Here is a 19,796-nt window from a genome sequence, read left to right as displayed (position 1 = left end):
GTTATCCTTGCATCTGCGGTTTGCGCGCAGTGACGTGAATATAACGGCCAAGGCTGACATAGGGCTCCTGACGGCAATACCGCGTTTCTATTTCTGTTAAGGCGTCAAAACAGTCATGCTGTTTTTGTTTATCACGCAGATAATCATGAAACACTCTTACACCCGTTTTCCCGGTGATCTCCCATCCGATCTCTTCCAGCCAGCCATAGACCTGCTGAGGATCGCGCGGAAAATCAGGAGATAACGTGCGCCTTTTCTTTTTATACATTCCCTGCTGCACATAGCCAAAATTGCCTACAAGCACATTACGCATCAACAGACCGTTTGCATTGTAGAACATCAGCGACAGCGCACCGCCGGGGTTCAGCACCGACCACAGTGTTTTTAATACGTCTTGTGGTTCAGCAACCCACTCCAGCACAGCGTGAAACAATATCAGATCAACCTGTGTTTCCAAATGCTGCGCAATGTCCTGAGCGGCGCAATGTATAAAATGCATGTTGTCGCTCACACCTTTTTCTTCTGCTGCACGCTTAGCGCGACCGACCATCTCGGCGGAAAGATCGCACAGTGTGACGTGATGACCGCGCTCTGCCATTAAAATCGCAGTCTGGCCTTCCCCACCGCCAGCATCAAGAACACGCAATTTTTGGCTTCCGTAAGAGGCAAGCAGTTTGTCCAGATCCTGCCAAAGGATCGTTTGACGTAACTGCCCCTTGGTCGTGCCATAAATGTTTCGCGAAAACTTTTCCGCGATATCATCAAAATTGCGATCCCGCATTGGGAGAGCTCCACCCGCTAACAGCAAAACCGCTATTTTGTCACACCCACGCGGAGAATGAACCTCTCTGGTGTAATATCACTATCAATCGCCTGCTGTATGGTTAAAAAAGGAACCAAAAAGGATGCTTTTCACCCTAAAGAAAGTGATTGGCGGCATGATGCTTCCCCTTCCTCTGTTGCTCTCGGTCATTGCTCTGGGGCTGCTGCTGGTATGGTTCACCCGCTTTCAGAGAAGTGGTAAAACGCTTATCACGACAGGGTGGGTTGTCTTACTCTTGTTGAGTCTGCAGCCTGTCGCGGACGGGTTATTACGTCCTGTTGAAGATAAGTACCCGACCTGGCAGGGAAATCAGAAAGTAGAGTACATCGTGGTGCTTGGTGGCGGGTATACCTGGGATCCGCAGTGGGCCCCTAGCTCAAATTTAATCAGTAACAGTCTGCCCCGGCTTAACGAAGGTATTCGACTATGGCTGGCAAATCCGGGATCTAAACTGATCTTCACTGGAGCGGCAGCGAAAACAAACCCCGTGAGTACTGCCGAAGCGGGTGCGCGGGTGGCTGAATCGTTGGGAGTCCCCCGCTCAGCCATTATTACGCTGGACAACCCAAAAGATACCGAGGAAGAAGCCATCGCCGTAAAACACGCGATTGGTGATGCACCGTTTTTGCTGGTGACCTCCGCCGCACATCTTCCTCGCGCCATGATTTTCTTTGAGCATCAAGGGCTACACCCGCTCCCTGCTCCGGCGAATCAACTGGCGGTTACCGCTCCCCTGAATCCCTGGGAGCGGGCTATTCCGTCGCCAGTGTGGCTGATGCACAGCGATCGCGTGGGCTATGAGATGCTTGGGCGTTTCTGGCAGTGGCTTAAAGGCTCGTCAGGCGAGCCAGGGCATGAGTGATTTTGCAGCAAGGTCGAAGTTGCTACGATTAAAACGTCCCGTATTCACCAGTTGCGCGACTTCATCCCAGAGCAGGTAGAGCCAGCGCCGCCAGAGAAATGCCTCTGCAACCGGCGCACGCTGCAGATAGTGCCACAGTAGCCCTTCCGCTAACGCGCTGTCACTGAGCCTGAAAAGTTCATACTCGCGCGGCGCCCAAAGCATAATGCCCGGCCCAACCATTGCCAGCAACTGGTCAGTGCGCGAGTCCTTCAACATACTGCGCAAGGTAAAGTTACCGTGCACCAATACACAGTTGTCGTTAAAACCCTCGAACAGTGCAGGTAAACACTCCCGAGTGCGGAACAAGATGCGTTTGTCCTGCATCGTTAACCCGGTGTTATTAAACTGGTTGAGTGTTCCCCACAGGACCTCAACCCGCTGGCGATACCAGAGGGGCCAGAGATTCTCCTGCGTGCTATCAACCGGGCCCACCAGCCCACCACGGTCCTGACGATGCCAGCTCAGCAGAGCCTCGACAATCTGATCTTTCAGTTGCTCCCAGCGATCGGGTGTCCGTGCTGGCGCTTCAACTGATACCCCCCGTAAACGTTCAATCAGGAGCACATCCGGACCGGGGTGTTCCTCATGCGTCATCACACCATAAACCGTGGGCATACGGATCGTCCCTTCCCGCGCCAACATTGACATTTTCCATGCCAGTTGCCGTGCAACGCCAGGCGAGGTAAAACTTCGAGCCATCAACGGCATCGGGTTTCCCTGGCTGTCATATAACGCCCACAGTGCGGTATCCGCCTTCTCGTTCACGCATTCAACCCGGCTTAATTTCTCACCGAGCAGATGGCTTAGTTCGGCACGCAGTTGTTCCATATGAGATTACCCCCATCAAGACTACTGCTTTTATAATGAGCGTGCGGGGTGCAGATGTCACCCGAAGAGATCAATTAGAGAAAAGAAAGTGGCGAAAAAACCGGAGGAATGGCTATCCCCCCAGACGAGAGGGGATAGAAATGAAACTAACGCAGCTCCGCGCGAACGCGCTCAAGATCTTCAGGTGTGTCCACCCCTGTACCAGGGACTTCCTGTGCAACGGCAACGTGAATCTTCTCGCCGTACCACAGAACACGAAGCTGTTCGAGCATCTCAATATGTTCCAGCGGGCTTGGCGTCCAGGTCACATAGCGGCGAATAAAGCCAGCACGGTAACCGTAGATCCCCAGATGGCGCAGGAAGGTATCACCAATAGTCTCTTTTGAAACGGCAAAGCGATCGCGATCCCAGGGAATTGTCGCTCGGGAGAAATAGAGCGCGTAGCCTTCAGCGTCCATAACAACCTTCACCGCATTAGGATTGAACGCCTCTTCGGCATGCTGGATAGGCACAGCAAGCGTTGCCATTCCCACCTGGCGCTGGGCCAGATTTTCAGCGACCTGACGGATAATAACCGCCGGGATCATCGGCTCATCGCCCTGGACGTTAACAATGACCGTATCGTCACTGAAACCACATTTTTCCACGACCTCCGCCAGCCGTTCAGTACCAGATTGGTGATCGGCACGGGTCATGCACACTTCACCGCCAGCAGCTTCAACGGCACGCGCAACATCCGGGTGATCGGTTGCGACAATCACGCGGTCAGCACCGGATTCACGGGCGCGCTCCAGAACATGAACAATCATTGGTTTGCCGTTGATATCAACCAGCGGCTTTCCTGGCAAACGCGTTGAAGCATAACGCGCAGGAATAATCACAACAAAACTCATGGTCTGCTCTCTTCTGCCACCAGTGAGCGGGCTTCGTTTTCCAGCAGAACCGGGATACCCTCACGCAGAGGGAACGCCAGGCTATCCAGCTTGCAAATCAGCTCTTGTTTATCCTGGCTGTAGTAAAGTTTGCCGTTGCACACCGGGCAGGCAATAATTTCAAGTAAACGGTGATCCATAGTTCCTCCGTATAGGTATTCGCTAAAGCTTAACACATTCCTTTTTCAGGCCGTGCCTATTTCCCAGCCACTTCGACAAGAGGTAAATAACCCGTCAGGCAGACGTGCCAGCGTGACCACACGCGCGCCTTGCCACGCGGCGAACTCTGTAATTGCCGATGCTAACCCTCTTTCCAGTGATACAGTGACGTTAACACCGTCTTCCAGATACAGCGCGATGATCTCAAGAATTCCCGTTTTACGGTGCATCTTGGCATCCATGCGTCCAGCCAGTTGCCCTTTATGTAATAACGGCAACACAAAGTAGCCGTACTGGCGCTTGGCTGCGGGAGTGTAACACTCCAGCCGGTAGCTGAAATTAAACAGTTGTTCTGCGCGTTTGCGATCCCAGACGACAGGGTCAAACGGGGATAAAACCGCACTGCGTGAAGCCGTAAGTTTGCCTTCCTGAGCGGGTGATAACAGTGGGAGTAGGTCTGCGTGGAGCCACATTTCGCCTAACGTTTCGACCTCAACGGGGATAATGCGTTGCTGCAGTTGCAGGTTTACCAGCAACGGTTTCAGTGCAGGCTGTCGCAACCGATAATAGTCCGCAAGCCACTGGGGACGGAATATTCCCAGGCTACGGGCACTTTTCTCCAGCATGATGGCTTCAGCGTCTGCCTGAGTGAGCAGGTCACGGCTGTCATCCCAGTGTGGCATGACACGGTGCGTCAGATCATAAACCCGCTGAAAATTACGACGTTCAACCACCATGACCTGGCCGGAGGTAAAAAGCCCTTCGAGATGACGTTTATGGGGTTTCCACTCCCACCATCCGCTTGTCCCTTTTTGGGGATGTTCGAAATCAGCTGAACGAACTGGTCCATTGTCCTGAATATGCGCAATAAGTTGCTCAATTTCAGCAGCATGCTCCTGCATCCATTCCTGGCGATATTTCCATCCCATTTTCTCAGGAGAGAGCATACGGTGGCGGATCAAAGCAAAATCATCACGGGGTAAAAAGCAGGCTTCATGTGCCCAGTATTCCATGATTTCCCCCTGGCTCAGCGCATTATCCAGCCACTGCTGTGGGTATTCCCCCAGACGGCTAAACAGTACCAGGTAGGGACTGCGAGCAACGATATTAATGGTGTCAATTTGCAGCAGCGACATGCGCTGTATGGTAGAGAGAATATCGGCAGGCTGGGCGCGACGTCGGGGCTTTTTTAACAGCCCCTGTGCGGTAAGATGTAAGTTACGTGCGGCTGAGAGTGAGAGTTGCGGTAAAGACATGCGTTTTCCTGTCAGTCAAAGCGCTACCAGAACCGTATTCGCGATTATGACTTCGCCAGCGCAACCAGTTCTCTGAGCAATTGTTCCGGTTGCTCGCCGCTGAGTTCAGCGTCAACCGGCAGATACCACCAGTTTTCTTTCGCAAAGGCGCGGCATTTCACTGCGTCTTTTTCCGTCATGATTAACGTTTGCCCCGGTATTGTCAGGGCTGCAATCTCCTCAGGAACCAAAGCCTGGTGATCGGCAAGTGGGACCTGTTTTTCAACCTGTGCACCGCATTGTTCAAGCGTGGCAAAAAAACGAGGTGGATGTCCAATTCCCGCCATAGCCACCAACGCAGGCAGCATAGCGACATCTTTCCGCTCCCCACTTAACAGATTGACCGCCAGCCCTGGACGGAGTTGCATCGAAATTTCATCCCCCTGCGCTTTGCCGCCATTCACAATCACAGCATCAACCGAATGAAGACGAGACTCTCGCTCACGCATGGGGCCTGCAGGAAGCCACCAGCCGTTGCCAAAACGCCGGACACCATCAACCACGACAATTTCTTTATCACGCGCTAATGCGTAATGCTGCAAGCCGTCATCGGTGATAATAAGCTGTAGGGAGTGTGCGGCAAGCAGCGCCTGAACGGCGTCGCGGCGCTTAGGCGAGACTGCAACTGGCGCCCCCGTACGCTGATAGATCAGTACAGGTTCATCCCCTGCTTCAGCCGTCGAAGTATGAGGTGTCAGCAACAACGGATATTGCTCTGCTTTGCCACCATATCCACGTGACACGACCCCAACACGGATGCCCTGCTTTTTCAGTTGTTCCACTAACCAAATCACGACCGGGGTTTTGCCATTTCCCCCGGCGGTCAGATTACCGACAACCACAACCGGTACTGGCGAACGCCAGGTGCGTCTCAGCCCCAGGCGATATGACAAGTGAATCGCACCACTCACCAGGCCATAAAGCCAGGAGAGCGGCAGAAGCAACCACCACAGTGGAGACTCGCCAGACCAGATGCGGGCAATCATTGGCCAAACTGCATTTTATGAAGCTGGGCGTAAACGCCACGATGTGCCAGCAGATCGGCATGGCTTCCGCGCTCGACAATCAGGCCGTCTTCCACAACGACGATTTCATCAGCCTGTTCAATCGTGGAAAGACGATGCGCAATCACCAAAGAGGTACGGTTCTTTTGCAGCTCATCCAGCGCTGACTGAATCGCACGCTCGGACTCAGTATCCAGCGCTGACGTCGCTTCATCCAGAATCAGAATCGGGCTATCACGCAGCAAAGCACGGGCGATAGCAATACGCTGACGTTGTCCACCGGAAAGAAGCACTCCGTTTTCGCCAATGACCGTATCAAGGCCGTTATCCATTTTATTGATAAAGTCCATCGCATAGGCCATGCGCGCAGCATTCTCAATCTGCTCGCGACTGTACTCTTCAGTACGTGCATACGCGATGTTGTTCGCCACCGTATCGTTAAACAGATGAACGTTTTGGGATACCAATGCCACCTGATTACGCAGTGACTGCAGGGTATATTCCCGTAAGTCATGGCCATCTAACAGGATTTCGCCTTCGTTGATATCGTAAAAACGCGTGATCAAGCTGGCAATGGTAGATTTACCCGAACCTGACCGCCCAACCAGCGCAACCGTTTTGCCCGCAGGGATAGTCAGATTGATATTACGCAGTGCCGGCGTTTCGCGACCTGGATAAGTGAACGTCACATTGCGGAATTCTACATCGCCATTTGCACGCTCAATAACCCGTGTACCTTCGTCTTTTTCCTGCTCGGAATCCAGAATGCTGAACAGCGTCTGACATGCCGCCATACCACGCTGGAATTGAGCGTTCACGTTAGTCAGTGATTTGAGCGGACGCATCAATGCAATCATTGATGAGAAGACAACGGTGATCGTACCGGCGGTCAGTGTCTCCATCACACTCGGGAAGCTCGCAGCGTAAAGTACAAACGCCAGCGCCAAAGAAGCAATCAACTGAATGATAGGATCAGAGATTGACGAGGCAGAGACCATTTTCATCCCCTGCAGACGCATCTTGTTGCTGACCTTATCAAAGCGTTTAGTTTCGACATTTTGACCGCCGAAAATTAACACTTCTTTGTGCCCCTTCAACATCTGTTCTGCACTGGTTGTTACCTGGCCCATCGTGTTCTGCATGTTCTTGCTGATGTTGCGAAAACGCTTAGAGACGACACGAATTGCCACGGAAACAATAGGTGCAAGAACGATCAGGATGATAGACAGCTGCCAACTGTAATAGAACATCATCACAAACAGACCGATAATTGATGCACCTTCGCGCACAACGGTTATCAATGCGCTGGAGGAGGAGGAGGCCACCTGCTCTGAATCGTAAGTAATACGCGAAAGCAAGGTCCCGGTGGACTGTTTGTCAAAGAAAGAGACTGGCATGCCCATCATGTGGCTGAACAGGCGACGACGCATGCTCATCACGACTTTCCCTGATACCCACGAAATGCAGTAGCTGGAAACATAGCTGGTGATGCCGCGTAAGATCATCAGGCCGATAACCACCAGAGGCATCCAAAGCAACACTGAGCGATCCGTTTTACCAAAACCGTCGTCCAGTAACGGTTTGAGGAGCGATAGCATAAAAGTATCGCTGGCTGCGTTGAGAATTAACGCTACGCCCGCCACGATCAAGCCTGTTTTAAAGGGTGCAATCATCGGCCAGAGTCGGCGGAAGGTCTGCCACGTGGAGAGATCTTTGTCGTTATGCATTCAAAAAACCAGCATTTGTTGAAATAGCCGCATATTCTACCCGTTATCTACGGGCGCGCCAAACCACTGATGATACCAACGTGGTAAATAATGTTCTCGTAAGCGGCGGATTTGCCAGCTATGTTGCGAAAAGGTCACGGAGATTTGTCCAGATTGAGGTGTATCATGCCAAATATAGCCCTCTTTTCTGTAGCGCCTGGACACTTTTATTGACGGAAATCGCCACGCGTTGTAACGCGCAGCTGATGCCAGCGCAATGTTCCCATCCGTACGCTGTACCAGGGGAAGCGATGAAGAGGTATTGCTGCCATGATGCGGGACCTGAATGAGTGTAGACGCAAGATCGCGCCAGTGGCGACTTAACATCGCCAGTTCAGCCTGTGCTTCTATATCACCAGTTAACAACACGCTGTGTTCTCCATCATCAATTTTAACCACGCAGGAACGATTATTACCGGTTGCCACGGATGTTTCCGGTGGCCAATGAACTGAGAACGTTAACCCGTGCCATCGCCACTTCTCTCCACGAAAACAGGGAAGATGACCAGCCCAGCGTAACGGGCTTCGTATCCACATATCAGGCCAGGTAGCATGCAGTGACTGTAGCCCACCAGCATGATCAAGATGTTCATGACTCAGCACGACACCCTCAGGCGTCAGATGATGCCAGCGCAACCAAGGGATGATCAGTTGCTGCGCACTATCGCCGCCCGGCCATGCAAGCCCGGTATCGTATAAAATGGCCTTCCCCTGACGCTCAACAACCATTGCCAGTCCTTGTCCGACATCGAGCATATGCACCGTCCAGCTTTCGTTCTTGACCGCTTTCCAGAACGGAAACGTCAACAATACTGACATCGTCAGACATATTGCTGGCACAGCTTTCCAGGCGCGGAGACGCCAGCCAATAACCCACAACCAAGGGAACAACGTCAGGTATTGCCACCGTTCATCAACAACCTGCCAACCATCAGGCAATCGTGTTAGCAGACCAAAAAGGAAGGACAGAGATTTATCTGCTGCGAACCAGGCAACTGATTCTGCCGAAGATAATGTGCATAAATGCAGCACCATACCCAGCAGGATCAATGGCACAGAGATAAAGGTGACCAGGGGGACAGCAAAAAGGTTAGCCACCAGTGAAGACAAGCTAACCCCATGAAACATGAGCACCTGCAACGGTAATAACAGGAACAACATACCCAGTTGCAGATACCCCAGATTGATCAGTGGCCTTATCCGACGGACGCGAGGCCAGTGTGGTAATGGTAACCACTGATACCAAAATATCAGTGCCGCCACCGCGAAAGCAGACAATGCAAGACTCTGCGAGAGCACCGCCATCGGATCGATAACCAGGATCGTCGCCACGCAACAGGCCCAAATCTGCCAGGAAGACCATTGTCGACCGCTCATTCGCAGAGCAGCCAGCACGAGAAGAGAAATCGCTGTTCGAAATGCCGGTGGCTGCATTCCCGTTAACCAGGCGTAAAAAGTGGCAAAAAGAACGCCAGCGAGCAAAGGTATACGCCAGTTAATCCAGTGACAAGGTAAACAAAACTGCAGTCCCCGAACCAGTAGCCAAACGACGGAGGCCCCAAGCGCGATATGTAATCCAGAAATTGCCATCAGGTGTAGTGTTCCCGTTTCCCGCATCAGATTCTTTGTCTCGCGCGAAACGGCCAACCGCTCTCCCATTCCCAGCCCGAGAATGACACTCCCCCACTGATATTCTGCAAGTTTTTTTTGCAGTGAAATAAGGTAACGTTCGCGTAAACTGCAGCTCGCATCGATAACCTCAGCATGGGTAAATCGGCCACTTAGCGTTTGATGTCGTGACAACGCACTTTGTTGTGCATCGAAACCACCGTCATTCAACTCGCCATGCACAGCTCGAAGCCTGAGATCCATAGCCCAACGTTGCCCGGTGCAGACTGCCTGCGGCAGATAATTGCCATAAAGCGTCACCCCCGTCTTTGCCAACCAGGGATGGCCATTTAGTCGCACAATTTGTCCCTGATGCATTGTTGCACCATCTGTTCCCGTAATAACAAGTTCAGCCTGTTGCAAGCCGCTCGTTAGGTTCTGCATCGGCCACACGCTCTCTTGCGCCGCTAATATTCCCCAGGCAAAAAATAATGACCAAAGACCAAACACTCGCAGCCAGGAGCGCTTTTGAATAGCTAACCATACACCTGCGGCCATCATTATCCAGACAGCGTGAATCCCAGGCAGTACTGGCAGCCAAAGCAACGGCAGTATTGCCAGAATGGCATACACGCTAATAGCGGGGATCCCCATATACACCTCCCTGTTTCAGGGAAAGTATGTAGCGGGAACAAAATGGTGTCAGGCAGGAAAGATGAAGCATACGGCAGGTACTACAGAATTTTTATCGTTTTGCAGAAATGTCAATCCAACGCTGCGAGCCTTATTCAGGATAAGGTGCGGAAAAACAAAAAAAGCACCCGCAGGTGCTTTTTTTTTAACTCAGTTTATCTCAGAAGGGTAAACTCAGTTTCCATAAATATTGGCGCGATCGCGCAGTTCTTTACCTGGCTTAAAGTGCGGAACGTACTTACCTTCCAGCTCAACTTTATCGCCTGTCTTCGGGTTACGCCCGGTTCGTGGAGCACGATAGTGCAGGGAGAAGCTACCGAAACCGCGGATTTCAATGCGCTCGCCCTGGGCAAGAGTGGTGGCCATATGCTCCAGCATCTCTTTTACAGCATCCTCCACTGCCTTTGCAGGGATATGCGGTTGCTGACTGGCAAGTCTCTCAATCAATTCTGACTTGGTCATGATTCCTCCGGTTCCTTCAAACCAATTAGCTAAACAGCTTATTAAACAAGGGCGGCCGTAGCCGCCCTTTGTTATTGATTACAGGACGAATCCTGCAATCTGTCAAGTCTGCTCGTTATACTTTGAGGTGTAATTACGTTACCACTCAAAATGATGCCGAGAACTTGATATTACTCGCCTTTAGCTGCTTTGAAAGCTTCAGCCATTGCGTTGTTAGAGAAGTTTGCATCTTCCTGCTTGTTAACAGTTGCGATTGCATCTTTCTCATCAGCTTCGTCTTTAGCACGAACAGACAGGCTGATTGCACGGTTCTTGCGGTCAACGCCGGTGAATTTAGCTTCAACGTCGTCACCAACACTCAGAACCAGAGTTGCATCTTCAACGCGGTCACGTGAAGCTTCGGAAGCGCGCAGGTAACCTTCAACGCCGTCAGCCAGTTCTACGGTTGCGCCTTTAGCGTCAACTGCAGTCACTTTACCGTTTACGATTGCGCCTTTCTTGTTCAGTGCAACCCAGTTGTTGAACGGATCTTCTGCGAGCTGTTTAACGCCCAGAGAGATACGCTCACGTTCTGCGTCAACCTGCAGAACAACTGCTGCGATTTCGTCGCCTTTTTTGTATTCACGTACTGCTTCTTCGCCTGCAACGTTCCAGGAGATGTCAGACAGGTGAACTAGGCCGTCGATGCCGCCGTCCAGGCCGATGAAGATACCGAAGTCAGTGATAGACTTGATTTTACCTTCAACACGGTCGCCCTTGTTGTGGGTTTCCGCGAACTGCTGCCATGGGTTGTTTTTGCACTGTTTCAGGCCCAGGGAGATACGACGACGTTCTTCGTCGATATCCAGAACCATAACTTCCACAACATCACCAACGTTAACAACTTTGGATGGGTGGATGTTTTTGTTGGTCCAGTCCATTTCGGAAACGTGAACCAGGCCTTCAACGCCTTCTTCGATTTCAACGAAACAGCCGTAGTCGGTCAGGTTGGTAACGCGACCAGTCAGTTTAGTACCTTCTGGGTAACGTTTAGCGATAGCAACCCATGGATCTTCGCCCAGCTGTTTCAGGCCCAGGGACACACGGGTACGCTCGCGGTCGAACTTCAGCACTTTAACAGTGATTTCGTCGCCCACGTTCACGATTTCGCTTGGGTGCTTAACGCGTTTCCACGCCATGTCGGTGATGTGCAGCAGGCCATCAACGCCGCCCAGATCAACGAATGCGCCGTAGTCAGTGAGGTTCTTAACGATACCTTTGACTTCCATGCCTTCCTGCAGGTTTTCCAGCAGTTGATCGCGTTCTGCACTGTTCTCGGATTCGATAACGGCACGACGAGAAACAACAACGTTGTTACGTTTCTGGTCAAGCTTGATTACTTTGAATTCAAGCTCTTTGCCTTCCAGGTGCAGAGTGTCGCGAACCGGACGAACGTCTACCAAAGAACCTGGCAGGAACGCGCGAATACCGTTCAGCTCAACAGTGAAGCCACCTTTAACTTTGCCGTTGATAACACCGACTACAGTTTCAGCTTCTTCGTAAGCTTTTTCCAGCGTGATCCAAGCTTCGTGACGTTTAGCTTTTTCACGGGACAGCAGAGTTTCACCGAAGCCGTCTTCTACTGCATCCAGCGCAACGTCAACTTCGTCACCGACCTGGATTTCCAGCTCGCCCTGTGCGTTTTTGAACTGCTCTGCTGGGATAGCAGATTCAGATTTCAGACCGGCGTCAACCAGTACGATATCTTTATCAATAGCAACAACAACACCACGAACGATGGAACCCGGACGGGTTTCGATTGTTTTTAAGGATTCTTCAAAGAGTTGAGCAAAAGATTCAGTCATGTTTAATCTTCAGGTTAATATAACGTCCACCTGGCTCCATGCCGGATGGGGTTGTTTCACATACCCGCCGTCAATCCATTGCAACGGGGTACTACAAATCTGTCGCGGTTACGCGAGTGCCAGTTTTTGGCGCGCGTATTGTAACGCTTTTTCAATCACTTGCTCAATAGTTAAACTGGTCGAATCCAGCACTAAAGCATCTTCTGCAGGAACAAGTGGTGCAACAGCACGATTTCGATCGCGATCATCGCGCTCTTTTATCTCGGATAAAAGGCGATCAAAGTTAACACTAAAGCCCTTTTCCTGCAACTGAAGCATGCGACGATGAGCACGTTCTTCCGAGGAGGCATCAAGGAAAATTTTAACAGGTGCATCCGGGAAAACGACCGTCCCCATATCGCGGCCGTCAGCAATCAAACCCGGCGCTTCGCGGAAACCGCGTTGACGGCGTAAAAGGGCTTCACGAACACGCGGGAAAGCAGCAACCTGCGATGCCGCATTCGCTACTTCCTGAGTGCGGATCTCACCGCTCACGTCTTCACCTTCAAGAATCACTTCCAGATTACCGTCAGTGGAGATAAAGCGAACATCAAGATGCGCAGCCAGAGGAACCAGCGCCTCTTCAGAGGCCACATCAACGTGGTGATGCAGCGCGGCCAGAGCCAACACGCGATAAATTGCTCCCGAATCTAAAAGATGCCATTGCAATGCTTCCGCCATCGCTTTACACAGAGTACCTTTCCCTGCGCCACTTGGCCCATCAATGGTGATTACCGGGGCAACTGCCGTCATCTTTTTCTCCTTAATCAAGGCGTACCGTTAACATGAACGCCGCGCATTATACGCGCCAACGCCTGCAACTGTTATCTTTGCGTGCAAATTACGGAATTATTGAAGCTGAGTGTAGAAGAAATGGGCGAGGATGATCGTCAGGAAACGTAAGGGATCGCCGCACCCAAAGGTGCGGCTGGCAAAGCTTAGGCAAGTGTACTGATGCGTGCTAACTGTTCAAAATAATCAGGGAACGTTTTAGCCGTACACTTCGGATCAAGAATAGTTACTGGCGTGTCAGACAGCGCAACCAGCGAAAAACACATCGCCATCCGGTGATCGTTATATGTGCCAATCTCGGCAAACTGCAGTTTTGCCGGTGGTGTTATGCGAATGAAATCCTCGCCCTCTTCCACTTCAGCACCAACCTTACGCAACTCCGTCGCCATTGCAAACAGGCGGTCAGTCTCTTTCACGCGCCAGTTGTAGATATTACGCAGAGTTGTGGTTCCTTTGGCAAACAGGGCCGCCGTCGCAATCGTCATGGCCGCATCGGGAATATGATTCATATCCATATCGATGGCATCAAGTTTGCCATGCGTGCAGGAGATGAAGTCATCGCCCCAGGTGACAACAGCGCCCATTTTCTCCAGCACATCAGCAAAGCGAATATCGCCCTGAACGCTGTTACGACCAATACCCGTGACTTTCACCGTACCGCCTTTAATCGCCCCGGCAGCAAGAAAATATGACGCAGAGGATGCATCCCCTTCAACCAGATAATGACCTGGTGACTGGTATTGCTGCGCACCTCGCACGACGAAACGCTGGTACGCCTGGTTATCCACCACAACACCAAATGTTTTCATCAGGTGCAACGTGATATCAATATACGGTTTAGAGACCAGTTCACCTTTAATGGTGATCACCGTGTCCTGCTCAGCCAGGGGAGCCGTCATCAGCAATGCGGTCAAAAACTGGCTTGAGACACTGCCATCAACATCAACGGAACCGCCGGTAAAACCACCGCGAAGACGTAGTGGCGGATAGTTTTCTTGTTCCAGATAATCAATCTGGGCCCCACCCTGACGCAGAGCATCAACCAGATGGCCGATCGGTCGCTCTTTCATGCGAGGCTCGCCAGTCAGCACGATGTCATTACTTCCCAGGCACAGGGCGGCCGCCAGCGGACGCATTGCTGTCCCGGCATTTCCCAGGAAAAGCTCAAGTGCGCCTGCAGAGCGCAGCGCACCACCGTTCCCCGTCACTTCACAACGAGTACGATCGTCAGACAGCGTGTAATGAACTCCCAACGCCTTCAGCGCATTGAGCATATGGCGAACATCATCGCTGTCCAGAAGGTTGGTGAGGACAGTCGTACCATTTGCCAGAGCAGCCAGCAGCAGAGCGCGGTTCGAGACACTTTTTGAACCAGGCAGATTAATCGTGCCATCCACCCGCGCGATAGGGTTTAACGTCAGGGATTCCATGAAACTTAACTCTCAAATCAACATAATAAAAACCCCGCAGCAGAACTGCGGGGGTGAAAAAAACGCAATTAGCCGTGACGACGTTCGAAGTCAATCATGAAATCGGTCAGCGCCTTAACGCCTTCCAGCGGCATCGCATTATAAATAGAGGCACGCATACCCCCTACCACCCGGTGGCCTTTCAACGCATGCAGGCCAGCAGCAAACGACTCTTCGAGGAAGACTTTATCCAGATTGCCATCCGCTAACTGGAAAGGCACGTTCATACGAGATCGGTTGGTCTTCGCTACGTCGTTACGGTAGAAATCGCTCTTATCAATCACGCCGTACAACAAATCCGCTTTTTGTTGGTTGACCTTGTCCATTTGCGCCACACCACCATTTTGCTTCAGCCATTTAAAGACCAGGCCGGAGAGATACCAGGCAAATGTCGGTGGGGTGTTGAACATGGAATCGTTATCGTTCAGCACGGTATAATCGAGAATTGACGGACAAGACTGATGGGCTTTACCCAGCAGGTCTTCACGCACGATAACGAGGGTCAGGCCGGCAGGGCCGATATTTTTCTGCGCACCCGCATAGATTACGCCATAGCGGCTAACATCCAGCGGTGTGGAAAGAATAGTAGAAGAAAGATCCGCGGTCACAACCACGTTCTTGTCAAAATTGGGCTCTTCGTGAATAGCAATACCATCAATTGTTTCGTTCGGGCAGTAGTGCAGGTACGCAGCGTCGCTGGAAAGCTGCCACTCGCTCATCGGCTTAACGGCACGCAGACCCTCAACGGTCACTTTGGCATCAATAACGTTCGGAGTGCAGTATTTGTGCGCTTCTTTTACCGCGCTGGCAGCCCAGTAGCCTGCATCAACATAGTCAGCAGTGGTTTTGTTACCCAATAGATTAAGTGGGATACCCGCAAACTGACCGCGTCCGCCGCCGTGGCAGAACAATACTTTATAGTTCGAGGGAATATTCAGCAGATCGCGAAAATCCTTTTCTGCCTCTTCAGCCACCTGAATAAATTCTTTACCACGGTGGCTGATTTCCATCACCGATGTACCCAGACCGTTCCAGTCACAAAGTTCCTGTTGAGCCTGTTTAAGCACATCTGCCGGTAACATTGCCGGACCTGAACTGAAATTAAAGACTTGAGCCATTTCCCCTCACCACGCTAAAAGCCATAAGTTATAACTGTGGATATCGGTTTTATCATTCAGTGACACGCGCCGCAATGTCTAAAACTTATGACCTGAGAAATGTGTTCGTCGTCACACAATATAATCTGCCAGAGGGCTGTCACAAAACCGACAAAATGGCTGTCAGCTAATGCGTTTAGCCCAGCTAACCTTCGACCATTCTGGATTTGCACAGCGGGGACATAATTGGCGATCGCCTGCCTGCAAGTTGATAACAACGCTACAGCGCACACACGCATATTCCCCACCTTCCGGGATGACCCTGAAGCGCTCAATGCAGCGTTCCGGCAAAATACACAATCCTGGTTTGACCGCATCATCCTCATAGTAATAGACGCTGATTTGGCCATTTGTTTCCAGAATGGCCAGCCTGACCTGGCCAAGCTGTTCAATATTGCTCAGACGTAGCTCCATAAAAAACTCAAATTCCGTCATATGCGCTTCACGGAGTTTCTGCCAGGCCAGTTGCCCCTCTTCTACGATGATGACCGGCTTTCCTTCCAGCAAATCCTCCAGTTTTTCGCTTTTTGACATCAGCCACATCACCAGGCGGTACATCAGTGCAAGAGACACAAAAACCACCAGTACAGGGATCATTGGTACGTTGTCATAAAATGCCACGTCCCCTGCCGCCGATCCCAGTGTCAGAATAATCAACACTTCAAATAACGACATCTGCCGAACACCGCGACGCCCGGTGATTTTCAGAAACAGGAAGACCAAAACGAAGGTATAGAGACAACGCAATGCAACTTCCCATAAGAAATCGGGAGGGGCTTTATCAAAAGCCATTCTGTGAAGATCGAATGCTTTCATTTTTATATGCCTTTACAGTCAGTTACTGTATCTAAGAATAGCCCAGGCTTTTATTTACGCCGCACGCCTCGCGAAGATAGCACCTGTCACGCAAAACCCGTATCATTGCGCGCTTTACGTACGATAAAAGTGAACGCTATGACTCAAACGTTTATCCCCGGCAAAGACGCCGCCCTGGAAGATTCCATCGCTCGCTTCCAGCAGAAACTGACCGACCTCGGCTTTAATATCGAAGAGGCCTCCTGGCTGAATCCTGTTCCTCACGTCTGGTCCGTCCATATTCGTGACAAAGACTGTGCGTTGTGCTTTACCAATGGGAAAGGCGCGACCAAAAAAGCCGCATTGGCTTCTGCTCTGGGTGAGTATTTTGAGCGTCTGTCGACGAACTATTTCTTCGCCGATTTCTGGCTGGGTGACACCGTTGCTAACGGTCCATTCGTTCATTACCCGAATGAAAAATGGTTTCCACTGACCGAAGATGACGAACTGCCGGAAGGCATTCTGGATGCTCGCCTTCGTGCGTTTTACGATGCCGATAACGAACTTACCGCCAGCATGCTGATCGACCTGCAATCGGGTAACGAGGAGCGTGGGATCTGCGCCCTGCCGTTTACTCGTCAGTCTGATGAACAAACTGTTTATATTCCGATGAACATCGTCGGCAACCTGTATGTTTCGAACGGCATGTCTGCGGGTAACACCCGTAATGAAGCGCGCGTGCAGGGTCTGTCTGAAGTCTTCGAACGCCACATCAAAAACCGCATTATTGCGGAATCCATCAGTCTGCCTGAAATTCCGGCGGATGTGCTGGCGCGTTATCCGGGCGTGGTGGAATCCATCGCTAAACTGGAAGCTGAAGGTTTCCCAATCTTTGCGTATGACGGTTCTCTCGGTGGCAAGTATCCAGTCATCTGCGTAGTGCTGTTCAATCCGGCGAACGGAACCTGCTTCGCCTCCTTTGGTGCACACCCAGACTTCGGCGTGGCACTTGAGCGTACAGTGACCGAACTGCTACAAGGCCGTAGCCTGAAGGATCTCGATGTGTTCACGCCACCAACCTTCGATGATGAAGAAGTGGCAGAGCATACCAACCTGGAGACGCACTTCATCGATTCCAGCGGTTTGATCTCCTGGGATATGTTTAAGCAAGATGCAGATTATCCGTTTGTTGACTGGAGCTTCTCTGGCACGACAGAAGAAGAGTTTGCCACGCTGATGGCTATCTTCAAGGCTGAAGACCAGGAAGTGTATATTGCCGACTACGAGCACCTTAGCGTCTATGCCTGCCGTATTATTGTGCCGGGTATGTCTGATATCTATCCAGCAGAAGATCTGTGGCTGGCGAACAACAGCATGGGTGCGCATCTCCGTGAAACGCTGCTGGCCTTGCCTGGCAGCGAGTGGGAAAAAGAAGATTATCTTAACCTGATCGCCCAACTGGACGATGAAGGCCATGATGACTTCACCCGCGTACGCGAGCTGCTGGGCCTGGCAACCGGCAAAGATAATGGCTGGTATACTCTGCGTATTGGTGAACTGAAAGCGATGCTTGCCCTGGCGGGTGGGGATCTGGATCAGGCACTGGCATGGACTGAATGGACAATGGAATTCAACCAGTCCGTGTTCTCTGCAGAACGCACCAACTACTACCGTTGTTTGCAAACGCTACTGTTGCTGGCGCAGGAAGAAGATCGTCAACCGTTGCAATACCTGAATGCGTTTGTGCGCATGTATGGCGCAGACGCCGTCGAAGCGGCCAGCGCGGCACTGAGCGGCGAAGAGCCCTTCTATGGCCTGCAGGCAGTCGATAGCAATCTTAAAGCGTTCCCTGCACACCAGTCTCTGCTGAATGCGTATGAGAAATTACAGAAAGCAAAAGCCGCTTACTGGTCAAAATAAGCGCATATAACATTAGCAACTGTAGGCGGATTCAATCGTCTGGGCTATATTACGGGGCAATTTCATTGCCCCGTTTTTTATTTCCTTCAGCAATGACACTTGTTTGTAATAATAAAGTTAAATACAGGTAAATATAATAATTATTGCCTGCGTATTACTGTTACTTTTTATGGGTAATACTCCATTTTAATTAACTGTTTAACAGGGGGGCGGGAGAAAAAATTCAACTCTTTTCATAACTTTTAAAATTTATTTTTATACGGATAATCAAAAACTTACACCCACATTGTTGCAAAACCATGCGCTTTGAGGGCCTATAAGCCAGGCGAGATATGATCTATATCAATTTCTCTTCTATAATGCTTTGTTAGTATCTCGTCGCCGACTTAATAAAGAGAGAGTTAGTGTGAAAGCTGACAACCCTTTTGATCTATTACTCCCAGCTGCGATGGCCAAAGTTGCCGAAGAAGCGGGTGTCTATAAAGCAACAAAACACCCGATGAAGACGTTCTATCTGGCGATTACTGCTGGTGTGTTCATCTCCATTGCTTTTGTCTTCTACATTACTGCCACCACCGGTACAGCCGGAATGCCTTTTGGGATTGCCAAATTCATCGGTGGTATCTGCTTCTCACTGGGTTTGATCCTGTGTGTGATTTGTGGCGCTGACCTTTTCACCTCGACGGTTCTGATTGTCGTCGCGAAAGCCAGCGGAAGAATTACCTGGGGACAACTGGCGCGTAACTGGCTTAACGTTTACGTTGGGAACCTGATTGGCGCACTACTCTTTGTTCTGTTGATGTGGTTATCAGGCGAGTATATGACCGCTAACGGTGGCTGGGGCCTTAATGTCCTGCAAACTGCCGACCACAAAATGCACCATACATTTATCGAAGCCGTTGCTCTTGGCATTCTTGCGAACCTTATGGTCTGCCTGGCTGTCTGGATGAGCTATTCTGGTCGTAGCCTGATGGATAAAGCCATGATTATGGTTCTACCGGTTGCGATGTTTGTTGCCAGCGGCTTTGAGCACAGTATCGCAAACATGTTTATGATCCCTATGGGTATTGTAATCCGTCATTTTGCGAGCCCGGAGTTCTGGACTGCAGTTGGTTCAACCCCGGAAAGTTTCTCTCACCTGACTGTTATGAACTTCATTACTGATAACCTGATCCCGGTCACTATCGGGAACATTATTGGTGGGGGTTTGTTAGTTGGGTTGACATACTGGGTCATTTACCTGCGTGGCGACGACCATCATTGATGGATGGTTTTCTCAGGCAGTAAATAAAAAATCCACTTAAGA

The 19,796-nt window shown here is 51.0% G+C and carries 17 protein-coding genes; 3 read left to right on the top strand and 14 right to left on the bottom strand.

From position 1 onward, the window contains the following. Position 1: 1 nt before the first annotated feature. On the bottom strand, positions 2-781 hold the full coding sequence (gene cmoM / locus GF617_RS08175; RefSeq protein ID WP_181622911.1) for a tRNA uridine 5-oxyacetic acid(34) methyltransferase CmoM: 780 nt from the start codon (positions 779-781) through the stop codon (positions 2-4). Between the two features lie 124 nt (positions 782-905). Between cmoM and elyC the strand changes: the two genes are divergently transcribed. After that, positions 906-1,685, top strand: a complete 780-nt coding sequence (gene elyC / locus GF617_RS08170; protein WP_203451475.1) for an envelope biogenesis factor ElyC — start codon at positions 906-908, stop codon at positions 1,683-1,685. Here the strand turns inward: elyC and GF617_RS08165 are convergent. The 13 genes from GF617_RS08165 to GF617_RS08105 form a co-directional block, all read right to left on the bottom strand. Next, on the bottom strand, positions 1,662-2,555 hold the full coding sequence (locus tag GF617_RS08165; protein WP_203451474.1) for a YcbJ family phosphotransferase: 894 nt from the start codon (positions 2,553-2,555) through the stop codon (positions 1,662-1,664). The genes elyC and GF617_RS08165 overlap by 24 nt on opposite strands. Positions 2,556-2,701: 146 nt before the next feature. Then, on the bottom strand, positions 2,702-3,448 hold the full coding sequence (gene kdsB, locus GF617_RS08160) for a 3-deoxy-manno-octulosonate cytidylyltransferase (RefSeq protein ID WP_181622908.1): 747 nt from the start codon (positions 3,446-3,448) through the stop codon (positions 2,702-2,704). Further along, positions 3,445-3,627 (bottom strand): protein YcaR, encoded by a 183-nt coding sequence (ycaR, locus tag GF617_RS08155; protein WP_181622907.1) that lies wholly within the window; start codon positions 3,625-3,627, stop codon positions 3,445-3,447. The genes kdsB and ycaR overlap by 4 nt, the downstream gene beginning before the upstream one ends. 45 nt (positions 3,628-3,672) lie before the next feature. After that, a complete protein-coding gene (locus GF617_RS08150) occupies positions 3,673-4,902 on the bottom strand; it encodes a winged helix-turn-helix domain-containing protein (protein ID WP_203451473.1) in 1,230 nt (409 codons plus the stop codon). Positions 4,903-4,946: 44 nt separating this feature from the next. Further along, the gene (gene lpxK, locus GF617_RS08145; protein ID WP_203451472.1) at positions 4,947-5,927 is read right to left on the bottom strand and encodes a tetraacyldisaccharide 4'-kinase; all 981 of its coding nucleotides are present in this window, start codon (positions 5,925-5,927) and stop codon (positions 4,947-4,949) included. After that, entirely contained in the window at positions 5,924-7,672 is a 1,749-nt protein-coding gene (msbA, locus tag GF617_RS08140) for a lipid A ABC transporter ATP-binding protein/permease MsbA (protein WP_203451471.1), read from the bottom strand. Before msbA ends, lpxK begins: the two co-directional genes overlap by 4 nt. A 36-nt stretch (positions 7,673-7,708) precedes the next feature. After that, positions 7,709-9,973, bottom strand: coding sequence for a ComEC family protein (locus GF617_RS08135; protein ID WP_203451470.1), 2,265 nt, complete (start codon positions 9,971-9,973; stop codon positions 7,709-7,711). Positions 9,974-10,186: 213 nt separating this feature from the next. Then, positions 10,187-10,474, bottom strand: coding sequence for an integration host factor subunit beta (ihfB, locus tag GF617_RS08130; RefSeq protein WP_003858233.1), 288 nt, complete (start codon positions 10,472-10,474; stop codon positions 10,187-10,189). A gap of 170 nt (positions 10,475-10,644) precedes the next feature. Beyond that, on the bottom strand, positions 10,645-12,318 hold the full coding sequence (gene rpsA / locus GF617_RS08125; protein ID WP_004860074.1) for a 30S ribosomal protein S1: 1,674 nt from the start codon (positions 12,316-12,318) through the stop codon (positions 10,645-10,647). Positions 12,319-12,426: 108 nt separating this feature from the next. Then, positions 12,427-13,110: a (d)CMP kinase gene (cmk, locus tag GF617_RS08120; RefSeq protein ID WP_181622902.1), complete on the bottom strand. Its 684-nt coding sequence runs from the start codon at positions 13,108-13,110 to the stop codon at positions 12,427-12,429. 185 nt (positions 13,111-13,295) lie between these two features. Continuing rightward, a complete protein-coding gene (gene aroA, locus GF617_RS08115) occupies positions 13,296-14,579 on the bottom strand; it encodes a 3-phosphoshikimate 1-carboxyvinyltransferase (protein WP_203451469.1) in 1,284 nt (427 codons plus the stop codon). 68 nt (positions 14,580-14,647) lie between these two features. After that, positions 14,648-15,736: a 3-phosphoserine/phosphohydroxythreonine transaminase gene (gene serC, locus GF617_RS08110; protein ID WP_181622900.1), complete on the bottom strand. Its 1,089-nt coding sequence runs from the start codon at positions 15,734-15,736 to the stop codon at positions 14,648-14,650. A gap of 162 nt (positions 15,737-15,898) precedes the next feature. After that, positions 15,899-16,591, bottom strand: coding sequence for a DUF421 domain-containing protein (locus GF617_RS08105; protein WP_203451468.1), 693 nt, complete (start codon positions 16,589-16,591; stop codon positions 15,899-15,901). Positions 16,592-16,729: 138 nt separating this feature from the next. Here GF617_RS08105 and ycaO point away from each other — a divergent pair, with 138 nt between their 5' ends. Further along, the gene (ycaO, locus tag GF617_RS08100) at positions 16,730-18,490 is read left to right on the top strand and encodes a 30S ribosomal protein S12 methylthiotransferase accessory factor YcaO (protein WP_181622898.1); all 1,761 of its coding nucleotides are present in this window, start codon (positions 16,730-16,732) and stop codon (positions 18,488-18,490) included. Positions 18,491-18,896: 406 nt separating this feature from the next. Next, complete coding sequence (gene focA / locus GF617_RS08095) at positions 18,897-19,754, top strand: formate transporter FocA (RefSeq protein ID WP_181622897.1); 858 nt, start codon at positions 18,897-18,899, stop codon at positions 19,752-19,754. Positions 19,755-19,796: the final 42 nt, after the last annotated feature.

This window comes from Lelliottia sp. RWM.1, assembly GCF_016859735.1.
Taxonomy (GTDB): Bacteria; Pseudomonadota; Gammaproteobacteria; order Enterobacterales; family Enterobacteriaceae; genus Enterobacter.
The sequence above is the reverse complement of the archived record's forward strand: the minus strand, read 5'-3'. Positions and strand labels throughout refer to the sequence as shown.

Bases quoted from the DNA above. Each gene is read 5' to 3' on its own strand.
- cmoM (WP_181622911.1), bottom strand. From the start codon at position 781: ATGCGGGATCGCAATTTTGATGATATCGCGGAAAAGTTTTCGCGAAAC.
- elyC (WP_203451475.1), top strand. From the start codon at position 906: ATGCTTTTCACCCTAAAGAAAGTGATTGGCGGCATGATGCTTCCCCTT.
- GF617_RS08165 (WP_203451474.1), bottom strand. From the start codon at position 2,555: ATGGAACAACTGCGTGCCGAACTAAGCCATCTGCTCGGTGAGAAATTA.
- kdsB (WP_181622908.1), bottom strand. From the start codon at position 3,448: ATGAGTTTTGTTGTGATTATTCCTGCGCGTTATGCTTCAACGCGTTTG.
- ycaR (WP_181622907.1), bottom strand. From the start codon at position 3,627: ATGGATCACCGTTTACTTGAAATTATTGCCTGCCCGGTGTGCAACGGC.
- GF617_RS08150 (WP_203451473.1), bottom strand. From the start codon at position 4,902: ATGTCTTTACCGCAACTCTCACTCTCAGCCGCACGTAACTTACATCTT.
- lpxK (WP_203451472.1), bottom strand. From the start codon at position 5,927: ATGATTGCCCGCATCTGGTCTGGCGAGTCTCCACTGTGGTGGTTGCTT.
- msbA (WP_203451471.1), bottom strand. From the start codon at position 7,672: ATGCATAACGACAAAGATCTCTCCACGTGGCAGACCTTCCGCCGACTC.
- GF617_RS08135 (WP_203451470.1), bottom strand. From the start codon at position 9,973: ATGGGGATCCCCGCTATTAGCGTGTATGCCATTCTGGCAATACTGCCG.
- ihfB (WP_003858233.1), bottom strand. From the start codon at position 10,474: ATGACCAAGTCAGAATTGATTGAGAGACTTGCCAGTCAGCAACCGCAT.
- rpsA (WP_004860074.1), bottom strand. From the start codon at position 12,318: ATGACTGAATCTTTTGCTCAACTCTTTGAAGAATCCTTAAAAACAATC.
- cmk (WP_181622902.1), bottom strand. From the start codon at position 13,110: ATGACGGCAGTTGCCCCGGTAATCACCATTGATGGGCCAAGTGGCGCA.
- aroA (WP_203451469.1), bottom strand. From the start codon at position 14,579: ATGGAATCCCTGACGTTAAACCCTATCGCGCGGGTGGATGGCACGATT.
- serC (WP_181622900.1), bottom strand. From the start codon at position 15,736: ATGGCTCAAGTCTTTAATTTCAGTTCAGGTCCGGCAATGTTACCGGCA.
- GF617_RS08105 (WP_203451468.1), bottom strand. From the start codon at position 16,591: ATGAAAGCATTCGATCTTCACAGAATGGCTTTTGATAAAGCCCCTCCC.
- ycaO (WP_181622898.1), top strand. From the start codon at position 16,730: ATGACTCAAACGTTTATCCCCGGCAAAGACGCCGCCCTGGAAGATTCC.